Below are 19,423 nucleotides of genomic sequence, written 5' to 3'. Positions count from 1 at the left end.
TCATAATTACCCCTATAAAGGTAGCCATAAAAATATACAGGCTAAAGCAACAGAACTTTGATAATTTCTTTTGAGCTTGTCATATCGAGTAGCTATTCCTCTAAATTGCTTTAATCTACAAAACATATTTTCAACTAAATGCCTGATTTTATATAAATACCAGTCCATATGGTCATTGTTCGATTGGCTATTTGTTTTCTTTGGTATATTCGCTTTAGTCCCTGTTTTCCTGATCTGTTCACGCAGTGGTTCTGAATCATAGCCTTTATCTGCACATACCACTTTTGTCTCTTTTAAATCTAATGTTGATATTAAATCAGGTGCAACTTTAACATCATGTGTGGTTCCATCGGTAATCATGAAATCAATAGGATTGCCATGTGCATCAACAATCAAATGTATTTTTGAGGAGTTTCCTCCTACACTTTTAGAAATAGATTGATTCGCTATGCCGGCAGAATGTTGATGAGCACGTACATGAGAGCCATCAATAAAAATCCACTCCATATCGGGGCATGAGGCTAATAATTTGAATAATCTAAGTAACTTACCGCTGCTTGACCAACGATTAAAACGTTTGAAAATAGAGTTTGAATGACCAAAACAACAAGGAATATCTCGCCACGGACAGCCTGTTCTAATTCTATAGAGAATAGCTTCAATAAAATTGCGTAAATTTGAGTTGTGGTGAATGGATAAATTACGCAGAATAACTTTCAACTTTTGCCAGTGTTGATCTGTCAGCATGGTACGAGGCATAGCGAATAGTAAAATTGGGTTTGGCGATTTGATTTTACTACTTCGCTATTTTTTTAAGCTAAAAGTGTCAACACACCCTAATCAAATTTATAAATAAGAAAAATTGATTAATTTATATTAAATAAATAAATAAAAATAATATAAATATACTTTGCACTAAATTTTGCGTTGTCAAAAAACAACCACAAGACGAATGCCCAAGAATATGGCAATATATAAGCCGTTCTTAATTCCAAGCACTTGATTTGCCCATGAAGCTGCTCCGTCTAAATGCTTTGCCCTCAAATACCCAATTAGAAAAAACCGCTGTCACCATCGGTAATTTTGACGGGGTGCATTTGGGTCATCAAGCCATGATTCATCAGCTCAAAGCCGTTGCAAAACAACAAAATCTAAAAACAGTAGTAATGATTTTTGAGCCTCAACCACTTGAATTCTTTAAAGGTTATGATGCTCCACCGCGTATTTCATCATTGCGTGAGAAAGTTGAATATTTAACTGAGCTGGGTGTGGACTATATTGCGGTCGCGAAATTTGACAATAGCTTCCGAAGTTTAAGTGCAGAACAATTTGCCGATATTTTAAAAGAAAAACTCAATGCCCAAAGTTTAGTTTTAGGCGATGACTTTCACTTTGGTAAAAACCGCCAAGGCAACAGCGAATTTCTCGAAAACTATGGTTTTCAAGTCTACAATCTAGAAACCATCCTCGCAGAAGGTGAACGCGTCAGTTCAACTCGGATTCGCCAAACACTGGCCGCAGGGGACTTGGCGCTGGCTGCTCAGTTATTAGGGCGCCCTTATAGTATTACGGGTCGGGTACAATATGGCGACCAAATTGGCCGAACCCTTGATTTTCCAACCATTAATGTACGTTTAAACCGACATAAACCCTGTTTAAACGGCATTTATGGTGTAGATGTGATGTGTGAAACCACGTCTTTACGCGATAAAGTGAAAGCAGACCACCCTGATCGATTAGGGGTTGCAGGATATGACCATTCAGCGCTTTTTGGTGCGGGTCATGTCGGAACACGTCCAGCCATTCAACAAGCACAGCCAGAATGGCGATTAGAAGTACATTTCCCTGATGTTTCTGCTAATCTGTATGGCTTGTTAATGCGGGTCACTTTCTTGAACTACTTACATGGTGAAAAGAACTACCCTTCGCTGGAAGCACTCAAAGCGGGAATTGATGATGATGTGGTGAAACTGCTTGAGTTCCGCCAAAACACCCCCACATTTCCCTTTTAAATACCAATCAATTTTATGTAAAACGCGTCAGCCGAGCCGCTGATTAAATTGGAAGACATCTTGCATGAGCGATAAGCAAACTACTGAAAATGCAGTGGATTATAAAGCCACACTCAACCTCCCAGGTACCGAATTTGCCATGAAAGCAAACCTTGCGGTACGTGAAGCAAAATGGTTAGAAGAGTGGTATGCCGACAACATTTATCAGCAGATTCGTGCGTCGCGTATTGGCAAGAAAAAATATGTCCTACATGACGGCCCTCCGTATGCAAATGGCCAAATTCACTTGGGTCATGCGGTCAATAAAGTTTTAAAAGATATCATTATTAAAAGTCGTATTCTCGACGGCTTCGATGCCCCTTATGTACCAGGTTGGGACTGTCACGGCCTTCCGATTGAACTGAAAGTAGAAGAGAAAGTCGGTAAAGTGGGCGTGAAGGTGGATGCTTCTACTTTCCGTAAAGCCTGCCGTGAATATGCTTACACCCAAGTTGAACTGCAAAAGAAAGACTTTGTGCGTATGGGCGTGTTTGGTGACTGGGACAATCCTTACCTGACCATGAACTTTAAGCAGGAAGCAGACATTGTGCGCTCTGTTGGCGCAATTGCGAAAGCAGGCCATATCGAACCAGGTCTTAAACCTGTGAACTGGTGTTTAGACTGTGGTTCAGCTTTGGCTGAAGCTGAAGTGGAATATGAAGATAAAAAATCTGACGCGATTGACGTTGGCTTTACGGTTGTCGACTTAAAAGACTTAAGCGCACGTTTAAATATCAACGTAGAAGCCGCAACAGATATCGTAATTTGGACCACCACACCTTGGACTTTGCCTGCAAACCAAGCAGTTGCCGTCCATGCTGAAATTGACTATCAACTAGTTCAAGTTAGCACCGACCGTGGCGTGCAAAACTTTATTTTAGCTAAAGACTTAGTTGAGTCGGCAGTTGAGCGTTATAAGCTTGAAAACCCTGTGGTTCTCGCTGATTTTAACGGCTCAGCAATCGAAAACCTATTATTACAACACCCGTTACTGACCGATCGTCAAGTGCCTGTGATTTTGGGTGAACATGTCATTGCAACCAGCGGTACAGGGGCGGTACATACTGCACCTGGCCATGGTGTAGACGACTATAAAGTTGGCTTACAGTACAACTTAAAAGTTGAAAACCCAGTGGGTGGTAATGGTGTGTATTTACCAACTTCACCGATTTTTGCAGGCGAGCACATCTACAAAGCCAATCCAAAAATCATTGAAGCATTGGATGCAGTTGGTCGCTTATGGGCACATCAACCGATCAAACATAGCTACCCACACTGCTGGCGCCATAAAACACCGATTATCTTCCGTGCGACCCCACAGTGGTTTATCAGCATGGATGCACAAGGTCTGCGTCAAAACGCTTTAAATGCGATCGAAAACGAGATCAGCTTTGTGCCTGATTGGGGTAAAAATCGTATTCAAGCCATGATCGAAGGTCGTCCAGACTGGTGTATCTCACGTCAACGTACGTGGGGTGTGCCAATCCCATTCTTCGTGCATAAAGACACCAACGAGCTCCATCCGCGCACAGCCGAGTTGATCGAAGAAGTCGCGAAATTGATCGAACAAGAAGGGATTGACGCTTGGTATAACCGTGAAGCGAAAGACTTTATCGGGGATGAAGCGGAACAGTACAACTGTGTGCGTGACACTTTAGATGTGTGGTTCGACTCAGGCACAACGCACTATGCCGTGTTGCGTGAACGCGAAGAACTCACCGATCCAGCCGATTTATACCTTGAAGGTTCAGACCAACACCGTGGTTGGTTCCAGTCTTCATTGCTCACCTCGATTGCGATCAATGAACGTGCGCCGTACAAAGGTTTACTGACCCATGGCTTCGTGGTGGATGAAAAAGGCCGTAAGATGTCAAAATCTTTGGGCAACATCATCACCCCACAAGACATCATTAAAGACATGGGTGCAGACGGCTTACGTTTCTGGATTGCATCGGCCGATTACCGTTATGAAATGACCGCAGGTAAAGAAATTTTTAACCGAGCATCAGATGGTTACCGTCGTATTCGTAATACTTTGCGTTTCTTGTTAGCGAACTTAAATGGTTTCAAACCATCGACGGATGCACTGCCTGTAGATCAATTGATCGCACTTGATCAATACATCTTGCAACGTGCAGCAGATGTACAGAAAACCATTCAGCAAGCCTATGAAGATATGAACTTCCATATCGTGACCAATGCGCTGACCAACTTCTGTATCAACGACTTGGGTGGTTTCTATCTAGACATCATCAAAGACCGTCAGTACACCACCAAAGCCGATTCACAAGCGCGCCATTCAGCTCAAACTGCGCTGTATCATTTGGTTCAAGCCTTTGTACGTTGGATGTCACCAATTTTGAGCTTTACCGCTCAAGAAGCATGGCCTCTTATTCCAGAGCAAACTGAGAAATACGTGTTCACTGCGGAATGGTATGACATTCCTGTGGCTTCAAAAGCAAACTTGTTGTCTGAAGCCGATTGGCAAACGCTGATTGCGGTGAAGTCTGCGGTGAACAAGTTCATCGAAACTGCGCGTACCGCGAAAATCGTGGGTTCAAATCTCTCTGCCAAAGTTGAACTGTGGGCAGATGCAAAACTCAAAGACGTACTGGATCGTTTAGATGATGAACTTCGCTTTGTTATGATCACTTCACAAGTCTTGGTCAATGCATTCGATGCAACTCAAGGTGAAGCCTCTGATCTGGCAGGTCTGAATGTGCAAGTCTCTGCGGCTGATGGTGAAAAATGTGTACGTTGCTGGCATGTGCTGCCAGATGTGAATACACATGTTACACATCCAGGTTTATGTGGTCGTTGTATTATCAACCTTCCTACAGGCCAAGGCGAAGAGAGAAAGTATGCCTAACCCTCAACAGAAAAAGGGCTTATTCCAATTCTATCCACACAATTTGGTGTGGGTAGGTTTGGCGATTCTAGCGATTGTCTTAGATCAATGGACCAAATGGATTGCCAGTGCTCATCTGAATTATGCAGATCCAGTACCAGTCCTGCCCTTTTTAAATTGGACTTTATTGCATAACTATGGCGCAGCCTTTAGTTTCTTGTCCGATGCGGGCGGCTGGCAACGTTATTTCTTTACCTCTCTTGCAGGTATTGTGTCTGTCATTTTTCTGTTTTGGCTAATGCGTATGCCCAAAACCGTAAAAGTGCTGCCCATCGCGATTGCTCTTATTTTAGGTGGTGCTATAGGGAATTTAATTGATCGTGTAACCTTAGGTTATGTGGTTGATTTTATTCATGTGTACTATCAAAACAGCCACTTTCCTGCATTTAATATTGCAGATAGTGCGATTACGCTAGGAACGATCCTTTTGTTGATCGATACCTTTTTTCTCGAAAAAAACCGTATCCAACGTGCCGAAGTAAACCATGACTGATTTTATTAATCCCAATGAAGAAACTCGCGTGAGCGAAGGTTCAAAAGTAGAGTTACATTTTTCTGTTTGCATTGAAAATGGCGTAGAAATTGATAACACACGTAGCCGTGAAGCGCCTGTAAGCCTTGTAATGGGTGATGGCAGCTTACTGCCTGGTTTTGAAAAAGCACTGTTTGGTTTACGTGCTGGCGACCGTCGTACGGTGAGCCTACCACCAGAAGATGCTTTTGGCCCGTGGAATCCTGAAAACGTACAACAGTTTGATACAGTCAAATTTGAACAGCGTCCTATTGAAGGGCACATGATTGAATTTGAGGACAAAGCTAAACAGAGTCTTTATGGTGTGGTTAAAACTGTAGGTGATGACATCACCGAAGTCGACTTTAACCATCCATTGGCAGGTAAAGATATTACCTTTGAAGTAGAAATCTTCAAAGTGACACCTGCCGGTCAGCAAGGCATCAAAATTATGTAAAGCCACAGATCGAACGTCTGTGTGTCATTTAAAGCTCCTTCGGGGGCTTTTTTAATGCCTCAAACATTTGTCGATCAGATACATATTCAATCTATGCAAAGCCTAATTTTCATACTACCGTAGCGTAATCACATTTATTTCCCAAGGATTTTTGATGAAAATTCAGGTCATTATAGGCAGTGTACGCGAAGGTCGAACAGCCATTAAAGTTGCGCGATGGGTACAAAAAGGCTTTGAACAACTTGAACTCAATACGGTCCAACTCGAGTTGGTCGACTTAAAAGAGTGGGATTTACCAATTTTTTCAGGTGCAAATCCCCCAATGACAGGGATTTATGATCAACCTAAACAACAAGCATGGGCCGACCACATTGCCCAAGGTGATGCCTTTATTTTCATTAGCCCCGAATACAATCATGGTTATAGCCCTGCGCTTAAAAATGCCCTAGATTACTTAGGCAAAGAATGGCAAGGTAAACCTGCAGCCTATATCAGTTATGGCGGGACCAATGGCTCACGCTCCATTGACCAAATTCGCCAAGTCGGTACTCAGCTCGGTCTGGTCGATACCAATGCGGTGATTGAAATTCGAGATATTTTTTCACGCAATAAAACCGAAGATTTTGAACCAAATCCTTTTGATGAGAAGAATCTAAAAGCAGCAATTGATAAACTCATTAAATATGTCAGCGCATAAGCATGAGATTATTCTGTACGCTATTGCTTACAGTAACTTAAGTATTTGTCGGCTTTTCAATAAACAGCATCGACGCTATAGTTAAATCATACAGAGACAGGATGTCTCAGATTAAAAACAAAAATAACAACATACATAGCAGGATGCTGATCGGTAGGACAGGAGTTATACCGTTTGAAAGAATTTAAAAAGCCCTCGACAGGATGTCGGGGGCTTTTTAATTGTATTGATTCTTAGCTCAATATTTCTCCAAAAAACCAAATCAAGATCAGATATTAACTAACCTCTTATATGCTTCAATACTTTAGAAGAAGCTCGTGAATACAAATTAAAATTGGTCTGAATGGATGTCTTTCTCAACTTAAATATTATAAAAATAATGATATAAAACATATATATAAATACAAAATACTTCCCAAGTAATCATTTCCGTCCAACGTACATATTTAAGCGCTAATCTATAAATTAGATCCATCAAATATTAAGACTTTCACCGTTTGTCGGTATGTTCTTCTGTACAACGAAATATTACATCTGGCGCTCGCACTACACTTTATACTCTCGCCCACTGAACATTTGCCGCTTTAGCCAAAATGCTTCAGCCCAATACAATAAATTAAAAAAACAAAAATAGAGACCATTCACATGCAACTAAACACCACACTTTTAAATGATTATTGCAAAATTTATGTCGCTGACCCCGAATATACAGATGTAGATGCTCTAGCCGCCTATGTTAGAGTCCATCGCACAGAACTTATGCAAGAGTTGCATCAGTACGGCATCTTATTATTTCGTGGCTTTAAATTACAACGTCACTATGAATTTCATGAGCTCATCGAATATCATTTTCAGCTTGAACCTTGGCATACATTTACGCCTAAAAAATCAGGTTGGTTCGCCTCTTTCATTTGTAAATATAGCGAAAATCATGCAGGTCATGATAGACCTTATCTCAACCACAATACGGTGCAATTAGGCTCTGTTGAAAACTCAATTCAAGGTCCACATGTCGAAGGTGGCCTACACTCGACTCGCTCGCGTTATATTGCCTTGTTTTGCCAAGAACCCGCGGACCACTTACTCGAAACCGGGTTTAATAACCTCGAAAAAATTTGGGCCCATTTTCCAGTCAGCTCACAACAAAAATACTTAGGCGCATGGAACCATTTTTCTTATATTTCAACACGTAAGCTTAATCTATTTGATCGCTTGACCTTCAATAAAAACTCATTTGGTTTCCAGAAAAAATCAAATAAAGAAAGCAAACTTACCTTAAAACGCTCACCTTTCGTTGTCATACACCCGAACACGCAAAAGTTGATGATCCAGCCGTGGGCTTTTGCAAACAATACCAATTCTTTTGCCCATCAAGCTGCACAAAAAAGATTTAAGCAGCGAGGAAAGCTTCAACCAGACCCTACGGCTCATTGCATGCAACTGTCATGGGAACTTTTCACCCATGAAGGTGAAAAAATTGAATGGACCGATCAGGAAAAACAGCACTTCTTTGAAGCCTTATATCACGATGCACTCTTGCTCAAATGGCAAAAAGGGGATGTCGCCTTGATCGATAATATTAAAATTGTCCATTGGCAGATGAATGGCAAACAAGGACAACGAAAACTGATGCAGATCCAAGCCAATGTCTTCAATGCCGATCAACATGCTGCGCTTTAAAACCGTCTTTCCTAGCAACACTCTATTCGGGTGATTAATGTGAAAGCAGCTGAATTAAATCTGCATGTTTCCCATCCTCAATCACCCAAATACTGCCATCTTTCGCTTGTTGTAAACCACGGATACGTTCTTTCATATCTATCCGTTGGATTTCTTTTACTGGCTGTGCTGTGGTGTCTACAATAATTAATGCTTTAGATGAAAGCCCACCAATGATGGCTTTATCCTGCCACTTTGGAAACATCTGTCCCGTATAAAAAATCAAACTCGATGGAGAAATTACGGGTGTCCAGTCTAATTTTGGCGTTTCAAACTCAGGCCGCGTGGCGTGGTCAGGGATATTCACACCACTATAATGATCACCATTCGAAACGATTGGATAACCATAGTTTTTAGCCTTTTGAATTAAATTAAGCTCATCCCCACCTTTGGGGCCCATCTCCACCACCCAAAGTTGTTTTTTGGCATCCAAGGCCATTCCCAAAGGATTACGATGCCCCAAACTCCATATTTGTTTTGCGACATCACCCTGCATCTGAAATGGATTATCTGAAGCAACCGAACCATCATCATTCAAGCGAATCATTTTTCCAAGGTTCGATGTTAAATCTTGTGCAGGCTCAAACTTTTGCCGTTCTCCTGAACTAATCCATAATTTTCCTGCACCATCAAATAACATCCGATGTGCATAATGCCCCTGCCCACGCACCTTGGGTACTTGTTTCCATATCGTTTTAAGGTTGTCTAATTGTGGTTGCGCCTGATCTAAATTCAAATCAGCACGAATCACAACCGCACCATAACCACCTTGCACTGCTTCTGCATAGCTAAGATAAATTTGATGGTTTTGTGCAAACTCAGGATGTAAAGCAATATCGCCTAATCCGCCCTGACCACCATAAGCCACTTTAGGTATATTCCTAATGAGAGTCTTTGTCTGATCTATCGGATTAAATAAAATCAACTGTCCTGATCTTTCAGTAATCAATAATCGCCCATCAGGCAATACCGCTAATGCCCATGGCTCATTAAATTCAGCAATACGTTTGAGGTGTATAGATGTGCCTAAAGAAGCAGAACTGTCCTGTTGTTCCTGTGCTGCTGACTCCGCTGGTCTTTGTGCATGACATGCCATTAATCCAAAAAATGCACTCACTGTCATCAACAAACAAAAAGCTTTTTTTCTCAGCATTGCCTTCCCCATTAAATGCACGAACACCATTCATTGTAGAGAGATCATAAGCATAAGGTTATCCGCTATAAGATGAATCTATGTAAGCCAAAGCTTACAAAAACTGAGGAAAGTGACCACTAGCCTTAAAACAGCTTACAGCATATATTAAATACATCAGGAGACAGGACGTTTCCCAAACTTAAAACAACAATAATCAGTTTGAGCATCAGGATGTGAGATATGACAGGAGTTGTATCTAAGCACTGAAATACAAAGAAACCTCGACAGGATGTCGGGGTTTCTTTTTTATAGAGCACATTAAAATCTAAATCAAAACCTGTTTTGGCATATTTTGCATGATCACGAGTTAACTATAGCCATATTCCATTTAAAGATATTGCTAACAAACTATGAACATTTGATCGACTATTCAATATTTTTAAAAATCTAAAAATAAAAATGTTAGATAGATTAAATGTCATGATCGATAAATAAGTAAATCAGTATGTAGAAACCTATCCTAAACCTCAATTAGACGATTGATTCGTTTATTTTTTATTATTTAATATATTCAGCATAAAAAAATCCCCCTCAGCGCTTAGCGGAGGGGGATTTAGAATTAATGAGCTGGCGATGACTTACTCTCACATGGATAACTCCACACTACCATCAGCGCTAAGAGGTTTCACTTCTGAGTTCGGGAAGGGATCAGGTGGTTCACTCTTGCTATTGTCGCCAGCACAACTGTTTATGACTATTCGTTGGGTCTAACCTCAGAGCAGTGCTCTTCGTGCCTAACTTTCATCAAATGAGTTATTAACAGGTATATTTGAGTTGGATATTTTATCTAGCTTTATAACTAAATCAAGTTGTTTGCAGTGATTTGAACCACAACACCAACTGTTTGGGTGTTGTATAGTCAAGCCTCACGAGCAATTAGTATTGGTCAGCTTCACATATCACTATGCTTCCACATCCAACCTATCAACGTCGTAGTCTTCAACGGCTCTTTAGAGGACATAAAGTCCTAGGGAAATCTTATCTTGAGGTAGGCTTCCCGCTTAGATGCTTTCAGCGGTTATCCCTTCCGAACATAGCTACCCGGCGATGCGACTGGCGTCACAACCGGTACACCAGAGGTTCGTCCACTCTGGTCCTCTCGTACTAGGAGCAGATCCTCTCAAATTTCCAACGCCCACGGTAGATAGGGACCGAACTGTCTCACGACGTTCTAAACCCAGCTCGCGTACCTCTTTAAATGGCGAACAGCCATACCCTTGGGACCTGCTTCAGCCCCAGGATGAGATGAGCCGACATCGAGGTGCCAAACACCGCCGTCGATATGAACTCTTGGGCGGTATCAGCCTGTTATCCCCAGAGTACCTTTTATCCGTTGAGCGATGGCCCTTCCATACAGAACCACCGGATCACTAAGACCTACTTTCGTACCTGCTCGACTTGTGGGTCTCGCAGTTAAGCGCGCTTTTGCCTTTATACTCTACGCGTGATTTCCGACCACGCTGAGCGCACCTTCGTACTCCTCCGTTACTCTTTAGGAGGAGACCGCCCCAGTCAAACTACCCACCAGACATGGTCCTCGTCCCGGATAACGGGACAGAGTTAGAACCTCAATATTACCAGGGTGGTATTTCAAGATTGGCTCCACCGAAACTAGCGTCTCGGTTTCAAAGCCTCCCACCTATCCTACACAAGTAAGATCAAAGTTCAATGTCAAGCTGCAGTAAAGGTTCACGGGGTCTTTCCGTCTAGCCGCGGGTACACCGCATCTTCACGGCGAATTCGATTTCACTGAGTCTCTGCTGGAGACAGCGCCCCCATCATTATGCCATTCGTGCAGGTCGGAACTTACCCGACAAGGAATTTCGCTACCTTAGGACCGTTATAGTTACGGCCGCCGTTTACTGGGGCTTCGATCAAGAGCTTCGCTTACGCTAACCCCATCAATTAACCTTCCAGCACCGGGCAGGCATCACACCCTATACGTCCACTTTCGTGTTTGCAGAGTGCTATGTTTTTAATAAACAGTTGCAGGGGCCTGGTTTCTGTGGCTGCCAATAGCTCAAGGAGTAAATCCTATCACCGTCGGCAGCGTACCTTCTCCCGAAGTTACGGTACCATTTTGCCTAGTTCCTTCAGCAGAGTTCTCTCAAGCGCTTTGGTCTACTCGACCTGACCACCTGTGTCGGTTTCGGGTACGATTCCTATGTAACTGAAGCTTAGAGACTTTTCCTGGAAGCATGGTATCAGCCACTTCACTGTACAAGTACAGCTTGCTATCAGTTCTCAGCATACAGTACCCCGGATTTGCCTAAGATACATGCCTACAACCTTCCACCTGGACAACCAACGCCAGGCTGACTTAACCTTCTCCGTCCTCTCATCGCATTACATAGAAGTATTGGAATATTAACCAATTTCCCATCGACTACGCCTCTCGGCCTCGCCTTAGGGGTCGACTCACCCAGCCCCGATTAACGTTGGACTGGAACCCTTGGTCTTTCAGCGTGCGAGTTTTTCACTCGCATTGTCGTTACTCACGTCAGCATTCGCACTTCTGATACCTCCAGCATACTTCTCAATACACCTTCATCGGCTTACAGAACGCTCCCCTACCACTTGCAATAAATTGCAAATCCGCAGCTTCGGCATATAGTTTTAGCCCCGTTACATCTTCCGCGCAGGCCGACTCGACTAGTGAGCTATTACGCTTTCTTTAAAGGGTGGCTGCTTCTAAGCCAACCTCCTAGCTGTCTATGCCTTCCCACATCGTTTCCCACTTAACTATAATTTTGGGGCCTTAGCTGGCGGTCTGGATTGTTTTCCTCTTGACTACGGACGTTAGCACCCGCAGTCTGTCTCCCGGATAGTACTCATTGGTATTCGGAGTTTGCATCGGTTTGGTAAGTCGGGATGACCCCCTAGCCGAAACAGTGCTCTACCCCCAATGGTATTCGTCCGAGGCGCTACCTAAATAGCTTTCGGGGAGAACCAGCTATCACCGAGTTTGATTAGCCTTTCACCCCTATCCACAAGTCATCCCCTGGCTTTTCAACGACAGTGGGTTCGGTCCTCCAGTTAGTGTTACCCAACCTTCAACCTGCTCATGGATAGATCACCCGGTTTCGGGTCTACACCCAGCAACTAAACGCCCTATTAAGACTCGATTTCTCTACGGCTCCCCTATGCGGTTAACCTCGCTACTGAATGTAAGTCGCTGACCCATTATACAAAAGGTACGCAGTCACCGAACATGTCGGCTCCCACTGCTTGTATGCATGCGGTTTCAGGATCTATTTCACTCCCCTCACAGGGGTTCTTTTCGCCTTTCCCTCACGGTACTGGTTCACTATCGGTCAGTCAGGAGTATTTAGCCTTGGAGGATGGTCCCCCCATATTCAGACAAGGTTTCACGTGCCCCGCCCTACTCGACATCATCATATCAGCCCTTTCGTGTACAGGACTATCACCCACTATGGTTGCACTTCCCAGAGCATTCCACTAAAACTGATATGACTTAATGGGCTTTTCCCCGTTCGCTCGCCGCTACTGAGGGAATCTCAATTGATTTCTTTTCCTAAGGGTACTGAGATGTTTCACTTCCCCTCGTTCGCCTCGTATGACTATGTATTCATCATACGATACCTGCCTTATGACAGGTGGGTTTCCCCATTCAGAAATCTCCGGATCACAGGATATTTGCCGCCTCCCCGGAGCTTATCGCAGGCTATTACGTCTTTCATCGCCTCTGACTGCCAAGGCATCCACCACATGCACTTAATTACTTGACTATACAACCCCAAACAGTCGTTAATCCCTACAAGTAGGATTAAGACAGTCTATGATGATTTCTCATCACTTCCTTACAGTTTGTTGTTCTGTGTACTTAAACACTGTACAGCTTCAATTCAATTCACATACCAAAACGCTTGATTCAGTTAATTTCGCTAGTAACTCATTTCTTTAATCTTCATCATCCAGTAATAAATCACTGTTAATGTCGATCTTAAAAATGAGTATGAACAAATTATTTCAACTCAAATATATTCTGTTAATGATTTTTCCAGCCTTCGTCAGGTCAGGAAACTGTGATAAATCACAGAAGTTAATAAGCTTTAACTTACTAAGTTCTATAATCTATGGTGGAGACTAGGAGAGTCGAACTCCTGACCTCCTGCGTGCAAAGCAGGCGCTCTACCAACTAAGCTAAGTCCCCAGCTTATCAATAAGTCAATGTCTCTGTTTTCTGTATTCAGCATTGAACAATGCTTGTTAGTCAGATTTGGTGGGTCTGACAAGACTTGAACTTGTGACCCCACGCTTATCAAGCGTGTGCTCTAACCAACTGAGCTACAGACCCTCAGATACATCGTCATGAAGAACAACTTGTTGTGGATTCTTACCAATCGTCAATCTTTCGTTAAGGAGGTGATCCAGCCGCAGGTTCCCCTACGGCTACCTTGTTACGACTTCACCCCAGTCATCGGCCACACCGTGGTAAGCGTCCTCCTTGCGGTTAGACTACCTACTTCTGGTGCAACAAATTCCCATGGTGTGACGGGCGGTGTGTACAAGGCCCGGGAACGTATTCACCGCGGCATTCTGATCCGCGATTACTAGCGATTCCGACTTCATGGAGTCGAGTTGCAGACTCCAATCCGGACTACGATCGGCTTTTTGAGATTAGCATCCTATCGCTAGGTAGCAACCCTTTGTACCGACCATTGTAGCACGTGTGTAGCCCTGGTCGTAAGGGCCATGATGACTTGACGTCGTCCCCGCCTTCCTCCAGTTTGTCACTGGCAGTATCCTTAAAGTTCCCGGCTTAACCCGCTGGCAAATAAGGAAAAGGGTTGCGCTCGTTGCGGGACTTAACCCAACATCTCACGACACGAGCTGACGACAGCCATGCAGCACCTGTATGTAAGTTCCCGAAGGCACCAATCCATCTCTGGAAAGTTCTTACTATGTCAAGACCAGGTAAGGTTCTTCGCGTTGCATCGAATTAAACCACATGCTCCACCGCTTGTGCGGGCCCCCGTCAATTCATTTGAGTTTTAGTCTTGCGACCGTACTCCCCAGGCGGTCTACTTATCGCGTTAGCTGCGCCACTAAAGCCTCAAAGGCCCCAACGGCTAGTAGACATCGTTTACGGCATGGACTACCAGGGTATCTAATCCTGTTTGCTCCCCATGCTTTCGTACCTCAGCGTCAGTATTAGGCCAGATGGCTGCCTTCGCCATCGGTATTCCTCCAGATCTCTACGCATTTCACCGCTACACCTGGAATTCTACCATCCTCTCCCATACTCTAGCTTCCCAGTATCGAATGCAATTCCTAAGTTAAGCTCAGGGATTTCACATCCGACTTAAGAAGCCGCCTACGCACGCTTTACGCCCAGTAAATCCGATTAACGCTCGCACCCTCTGTATTACCGCGGCTGCTGGCACAGAGTTAGCCGGTGCTTATTCTGCGAGTAACGTCCACTATCCTAGAGTATTAATCCAAGTAGCCTCCTCCTCGCTTAAAGTGCTTTACAACCAAAAGGCCTTCTTCACACACGCGGCATGGCTGGATCAGGCTTTCGCCCATTGTCCAATATTCCCCACTGCTGCCTCCCGTAGGAGTCTGGGCCGTGTCTCAGTCCCAGTGTGGCGGATCATCCTCTCAGACCCGCTACAGATCGTCGCCTTGGTAGGCCTTTACCCCACCAACTAGCTAATCTGACTTAGGCTCATCTATTAGCGCAAGGTCCGAAGATCCCCTGCTTTCCCCCGTAGGGCGTATGCGGTATTAGCATTCCTTTCGGAATGTTGTCCCCCACTAATAGGCAGATTCCTAAGCATTACTCACCCGTCCGCCGCTAGGTCAGGTAGCAAGCTACCTTTCCCCGCTCGACTTGCATGTGTTAAGCCTGCCGCCAGCGTTCAATCTGAGCCATGATCAAACTCTTCAGTTAAAAATCATTAGTAGCTTATGGCTACAAATCTTGGCTCATCAATTTTCTGACAAATATTTCTCAAATAAACTTCGAGTAATTTTTACCATCAATCAATGAAATATTTTCGATCGATCAATCAGTAAAAATCCACACAAGTTGTTCTTCATAATCTCTTAATGATCTTTCTAACACCTCGTCAGTGCTAGAAGCTGGACTCAATATACTCAACAACTCAGCACTTCGTGCTTCGTTCGTTTCCGTCTATCTCGTCGGTATGGGGTGCATTCTAGAGGATTTCTAAAGCTTTGCAACCCCCAAATTCACTTATTTGAAACGGGCGTTGGTTTTTTCTACAAAACTTAAGAAAAACCGTATTTTTCATCTATTTTTTGATCATATTTATCATTTTTTCTCTTATTTCTTTCAACAAGAGCATTTCATTTCCAATCTTTAAAAGTCTTTTAAGCTTGAAATTTAAGCCTTAGCATTTATTTTTTCTTTCAGCAGAGTATTACCAATCTTCTAGCAATGTTGTTTTCAGACTTAAAATCACTCTATATTCCGTTCATCTCTGTATTTTTGATAAATCATCTTTCTAAAGACGTAGTTCTTTTATATTTGATACATGCCTAAGCTGAAAAACTGCCACATCTCTATAAAGACACCTAATTATTTAACAAGAATGGAATGCTTAGTCTGTTTTTATTTCATTCATGTAATAGCAAAGCCCTCTTCTATCTATACCATGGTAAAGATAATTCAAGATAGAGCTGAAATAACAACTACGATAAAGCTTGATGATACGAAGCATCTGGATATAAGTAGAAAACATAGTGCTATATACCTGTAAAGGTGATGACCTTCTTTATTTAAAAGTCTGTTGCACCTAACTTTATATGACAGCTCGTTATTTGTCCGTGAGCAACTGATTTTAAAAACTAAATTTTTGCCAATAAAAAAGGAAGAGATCTCTCCCAAAACCTCTTCCTCGGAGTTAGATCGTTATCTGATCCATAGATGTCATTATTATAGTTATCTTAAAAAAAGTCCCTTGGGGAAGAGACTTGAAAACTGTGGAGAGTTATTCTTATTGACCCTTCTAGCGATATTAAAAACATCGACTAGACGTTGAAATCTTATACACACTCATTTTAAATTGCAATATTTTTGGAAAAAATTAAGCATTGTTTTTATAAGGTTTTTTTTGAATTTACTTATTTGATTTTTTTATAAAGATTAAAAAAATAAAAAGCAGGCCGAAGCCTTAATGCCAGTCAGTTAAGAAATTGACTGGCATTTTCTTGGATATTTTTGTGCTTTAATTTTCACTACTCGCGGACATTGCCTTTGCCTTTTTTCAGGTAATACAAATATTTTAGATTGTTCAAATAATTGCGCTAAATGTTTGGGTAGGTTTCCTGCTGATTCTAAAGGTGTGTGCCTTAAGATATTGATAATACTCATAGATGCAACATGGAAACTGATCCTTAAAGGACTCACCTTTGCATGTTCAGCGATAAACCTCATCTGTCTTCTTAAGATATTATATGCAATAAATACCCCCCACAATTCTTGATAGACCAAATCAGGTTGTTTGCTTCTTAAAATCCTTGCATCCTGTAAATCACTTTTAATTTCCCGATAACACATTTCTATTTCCCAACGCTGGATATAAAGCATTGCAAGGTCTTTGAATGGATAAACTTTAGAATCTGTTAATGATGTAATGTAACGTCTTATTTTTCCTGCATATTCAACTTCAATTAAACGTGCTTCCCAATAGTCACCCAATGACGGATTTATCTTTTTTGCTCTTGCTGAAACAGGCATTTTGATCTGAAAGTCATGAGCCGCATTATGATGAATCACTTCATAACGCAGGTTGTCCTTTGCTCGCATCAACCAATGACTCTCTTCTGCCTGAGATTGCCAGCTCACTAAAAAATCAGCAGAGAAGTAAGCACGATCAAATAGGGTAATACTGCGAACTGGTGCTTTTAATTGACTGGCTAAGGTTAATTCACCTTGATCCATACTGCCCATTTGGGCATCAATCATTTCATGGGTATTGGTATTCACCAGGCAAGTCGCTCTAACTTGTGGGTAAGGTGCAGCTGCTGTTTTGCCTTTGGATGAACCAAAGTGCTTAAAGTTTTCTTCTGTATGAGGCATAGACCAAACCACACCATCTACAGCACAAACGCATAGACCGTGAAAGTTGCTATATTGTTGTTGTGAGTCTTTAAACCATGCCTGACTTAATGTCGAAAATAAAGCACTCATGGGTTCTAAGCCTAAGCGTTGTCTTGCTTGTACGGATGCACTCGGTACACAGTATTCTGCCGTACCGAAAACAAGTTGCAATTGTTGAACCACATACCAAATCGGTTGATTTCGAAATAGAGCAAGTCCGATTACCAGCCAAACAACATGTTCAGCAGGCAGTTTTCTTTTTCGAATTGATGCTTTACCTGTTTGGTCTAAGCAATCTTCAATCCAGTTTAAATCAATCAATTCACTGAATTGTGAAAGTGAAGGTAAGGTTTGTTTTAATGTTAAATCTAGATTCTGAGATAAATTCATAAAAAAAGAGCGTATTTACATACGCTCTTTTTACAGCATTTTAACTTTTTTTGCTTAACTGACTGGCATTAGGCCGAAGCCTGCTTTTATATCAATAACTTAAAGCATATATATGCACTGACTTAGTCTGTAAAAGTGACTTTGGCAATGGCTTTTTTACCCGACTGGACAATTAAAGTGACATTTTCTTTAACAGAGAAACCCATATCGACCACGTTCCAATCAACTTTGACCGCACCACGACCCACGGCATCTTTTGCCGCTGCAGCATTTGGGTTTAAGCCCGCTACGCGAAGAATTGTTGCAATAAACAACTCGCCACCAAATTCTGCACGTGAAATTGTCACTTCTGGTGTCCCTTCGGGTAGTTCACCCTCAGTAATCAGGTTGCCTGCACCTTTATGTGCATTTTCTGCTGCTTCTGCACCATGGAAACGCTCTACCAACTCAAGGGCTAGAATTTTCTTCACTTCTTGTGGATTACGCCCTTCAGCAATTTCTTTTAGCAGGACTTTAATATCATCAACGGATTTAAAGCTGAGTAAATCGAAATAGCGTTCAATTAATGCATCTGGCATCGAAAGGACTTTCTGATACATCGCCCCTGGTGCATCAAATACCCCAATATAATTACCCAAAGACTTAGACATTTTGTTCACACCGTCTAAACCTTCAAGGATTGGCACTGTAATGCAGACTTGCGCTTCTTGATCATAACGACCTTGAAGTGTACGCCCCATCAATAAGTTAAAGGTTTGGTCCGTACCGCCTAACTCAACATCTGCCTCAAGGGCAATCGAGTCATAGCCTTGAACCAATGGATATAAAAACTCATGAATTGCGATTGGTTGATGGTTGTTATAACGCTTGGTGAAGTCATCACGCTCAAGCATACGTGCAACCGTTTGCTGTGATGCCAACTGAATTAAATCAGCCGCTGTTTTGGTTGCAAACCATTCTGAGTTGAAGCGCACTTTGGTTTTATTAGGATCAAGAATTTTAAACACTTGTTCTTGATAGGTTTTTGCATTTTCAAGCACTTGCTCACGCGACAATGGTGGACGTGTTGCACTTTTTCCAGTTGGGTCACCGATCATCGCGGTATAGTCCCCAATCAAGAAGGTCACGTCATGACCCAAGTCTTGGAAAGTTTTCAGTTTATTAATTAAAACCGTATGCCCCAAGTGCAAGTCAGGCGCAGTCGGGTCAAAGCCCGCTTTAATTTTTAAAGGACGATTTTCTTTTAATTTCTTCAGAAGATCTTCTTCAGAAATAATTTCATGCGTGCCTCGTTGAATGAGAGCAAGTTGTTCTTCAGCCGGCAGGAAATTTGACATCACAAAACCCAAACACATCAGTTATTCAATTTGTGCGATATACTAACACTTTTTCAGCACATTGCA

At 42.5% G+C, this 19,423-nt stretch carries 10 protein-coding genes, 2 tRNA genes and 3 rRNA genes; 6 read left to right on the top strand and 9 right to left on the bottom strand.

From position 1 onward, the window contains the following. Positions 1–12: 12 nt before the first annotated feature. On the bottom strand, positions 13–759 hold the full coding sequence (locus tag AC4CVD_RS17000) for an IS5-like element ISAba31 family transposase (protein ID WP_004645384.1): 747 nt from the start codon (positions 757–759) through the stop codon (positions 13–15). Between the two features lie 251 nt (positions 760–1,010). On the opposite strand from AC4CVD_RS17000, the gene ribF reads away from it, so the two are divergent. From ribF to AC4CVD_RS16970, 6 genes are all read left to right on the top strand, one after another. Continuing rightward, positions 1,011–2,012: a bifunctional riboflavin kinase/FAD synthetase gene (ribF, locus tag AC4CVD_RS16995; protein WP_490753470.1), complete on the top strand. Its 1,002-nt coding sequence runs from the start codon at positions 1,011–1,013 to the stop codon at positions 2,010–2,012. A 64-nt stretch (positions 2,013–2,076) separates the two neighbouring features. Continuing rightward, positions 2,077–4,920, top strand: coding sequence for an isoleucine--tRNA ligase (gene ileS, locus AC4CVD_RS16990; protein WP_419277061.1), 2,844 nt, complete (start codon positions 2,077–2,079; stop codon positions 4,918–4,920). Then, entirely contained in the window at positions 4,913–5,452 is a 540-nt protein-coding gene (lspA, locus tag AC4CVD_RS16985; protein WP_419277063.1) for a signal peptidase II, read from the top strand. Before ileS ends, lspA begins: the two co-directional genes overlap by 8 nt. Next, the gene (locus tag AC4CVD_RS16980; RefSeq protein WP_078426654.1) at positions 5,445–5,927 is read left to right on the top strand and encodes an FKBP-type peptidyl-prolyl cis-trans isomerase; all 483 of its coding nucleotides are present in this window, start codon (positions 5,445–5,447) and stop codon (positions 5,925–5,927) included. Before lspA ends, AC4CVD_RS16980 begins: the two co-directional genes overlap by 8 nt. A 154-nt stretch (positions 5,928–6,081) precedes the next feature. Continuing rightward, entirely contained in the window at positions 6,082–6,624 is a 543-nt protein-coding gene (locus AC4CVD_RS16975; RefSeq protein ID WP_114836732.1) for an NADPH-dependent FMN reductase, read from the top strand. Between the two features lie 645 nt (positions 6,625–7,269). Then, entirely contained in the window at positions 7,270–8,304 is a 1,035-nt protein-coding gene (locus tag AC4CVD_RS16970) for a TauD/TfdA family dioxygenase (RefSeq protein ID WP_094148614.1), read from the top strand. Between the two features lie 34 nt (positions 8,305–8,338). Here AC4CVD_RS16970 and AC4CVD_RS16965 read toward each other — a convergent pair whose 3' ends face one another. The 8 genes from AC4CVD_RS16965 to tyrS all read right to left on the bottom strand — a co-directional run bounded on the left by AC4CVD_RS16965 (position 8,339) and on the right by tyrS (position 19,375). Next, positions 8,339–9,496, bottom strand: coding sequence for a PQQ-dependent sugar dehydrogenase (locus tag AC4CVD_RS16965; RefSeq protein ID WP_490753469.1), 1,158 nt, complete (start codon positions 9,494–9,496; stop codon positions 8,339–8,341). Between the two features lie 607 nt (positions 9,497–10,103). Beyond that, positions 10,104–10,218, bottom strand: a 5S ribosomal RNA gene (gene rrf, locus AC4CVD_RS16960). 175 nt (positions 10,219–10,393) lie between these two features. Then, positions 10,394–13,287: ribosomal RNA gene (locus tag AC4CVD_RS16955) — 23S ribosomal RNA — on the bottom strand. 349 nt (positions 13,288–13,636) lie between these two features. After that, positions 13,637–13,712 (bottom strand) — tRNA-Ala (locus AC4CVD_RS16950). Between the two features lie 67 nt (positions 13,713–13,779). Then, a tRNA-Ile gene (locus AC4CVD_RS16945) sits at positions 13,780–13,856 on the bottom strand. Between the two features lie 61 nt (positions 13,857–13,917). After that, a 16S ribosomal RNA gene (locus AC4CVD_RS16940) occupies positions 13,918–15,455 on the bottom strand. Together the 16S, 23S and 5S rRNA genes with 2 tRNA genes alongside form the textbook arrangement of a ribosomal RNA operon. A gap of 1,260 nt (positions 15,456–16,715) precedes the next feature. Beyond that, positions 16,716–18,020, bottom strand: a complete 1,305-nt coding sequence (locus tag AC4CVD_RS16935; RefSeq protein ID WP_062032364.1) for an IS4 family transposase — start codon at positions 18,018–18,020, stop codon at positions 16,716–16,718. A gap of 122 nt (positions 18,021–18,142) precedes the next feature. Further along, complete coding sequence (tyrS, locus tag AC4CVD_RS16930) at positions 18,143–19,375, bottom strand: tyrosine--tRNA ligase (protein ID WP_278345301.1); 1,233 nt, start codon at positions 19,373–19,375, stop codon at positions 18,143–18,145. Between the last annotated feature and the right edge of the window lie 48 nt (positions 19,376–19,423).

Source organism: Acinetobacter sp. LipI_23 (assembly GCF_058243045.1).
This window is presented reverse-complemented; position numbering and strand designations above follow the sequence as displayed.

Coding starts and splice junctions, on each gene's coding strand:
- AC4CVD_RS16970 (WP_094148614.1), top strand. CDS start 7,270: ATGCAACTAAACACCACACTTTTAAATGATTATTGCAAAATTTATGTC.
- AC4CVD_RS16965 (WP_490753469.1), bottom strand. CDS start 9,496: ATGCTGAGAAAAAAAGCTTTTTGTTTGTTGATGACAGTGAGTGCATTT.
- AC4CVD_RS17000 (WP_004645384.1), bottom strand. CDS start 759: ATGCCTCGTACCATGCTGACAGATCAACACTGGCAAAAGTTGAAAGTT.
- lspA (WP_419277063.1), top strand. CDS start 4,913: ATGCCTAACCCTCAACAGAAAAAGGGCTTATTCCAATTCTATCCACAC.
- ribF (WP_490753470.1), top strand. CDS start 1,011: ATGAAGCTGCTCCGTCTAAATGCTTTGCCCTCAAATACCCAATTAGAA.
- AC4CVD_RS16975 (WP_114836732.1), top strand. CDS start 6,082: ATGAAAATTCAGGTCATTATAGGCAGTGTACGCGAAGGTCGAACAGCC.
- ileS (WP_419277061.1), top strand. CDS start 2,077: ATGAGCGATAAGCAAACTACTGAAAATGCAGTGGATTATAAAGCCACA.
- AC4CVD_RS16935 (WP_062032364.1), bottom strand. CDS start 18,020: ATGAATTTATCTCAGAATCTAGATTTAACATTAAAACAAACCTTACCT.
- AC4CVD_RS16980 (WP_078426654.1), top strand. CDS start 5,445: ATGACTGATTTTATTAATCCCAATGAAGAAACTCGCGTGAGCGAAGGT.
- tyrS (WP_278345301.1), bottom strand. CDS start 19,375: ATGTGTTTGGGTTTTGTGATGTCAAATTTCCTGCCGGCTGAAGAACAA.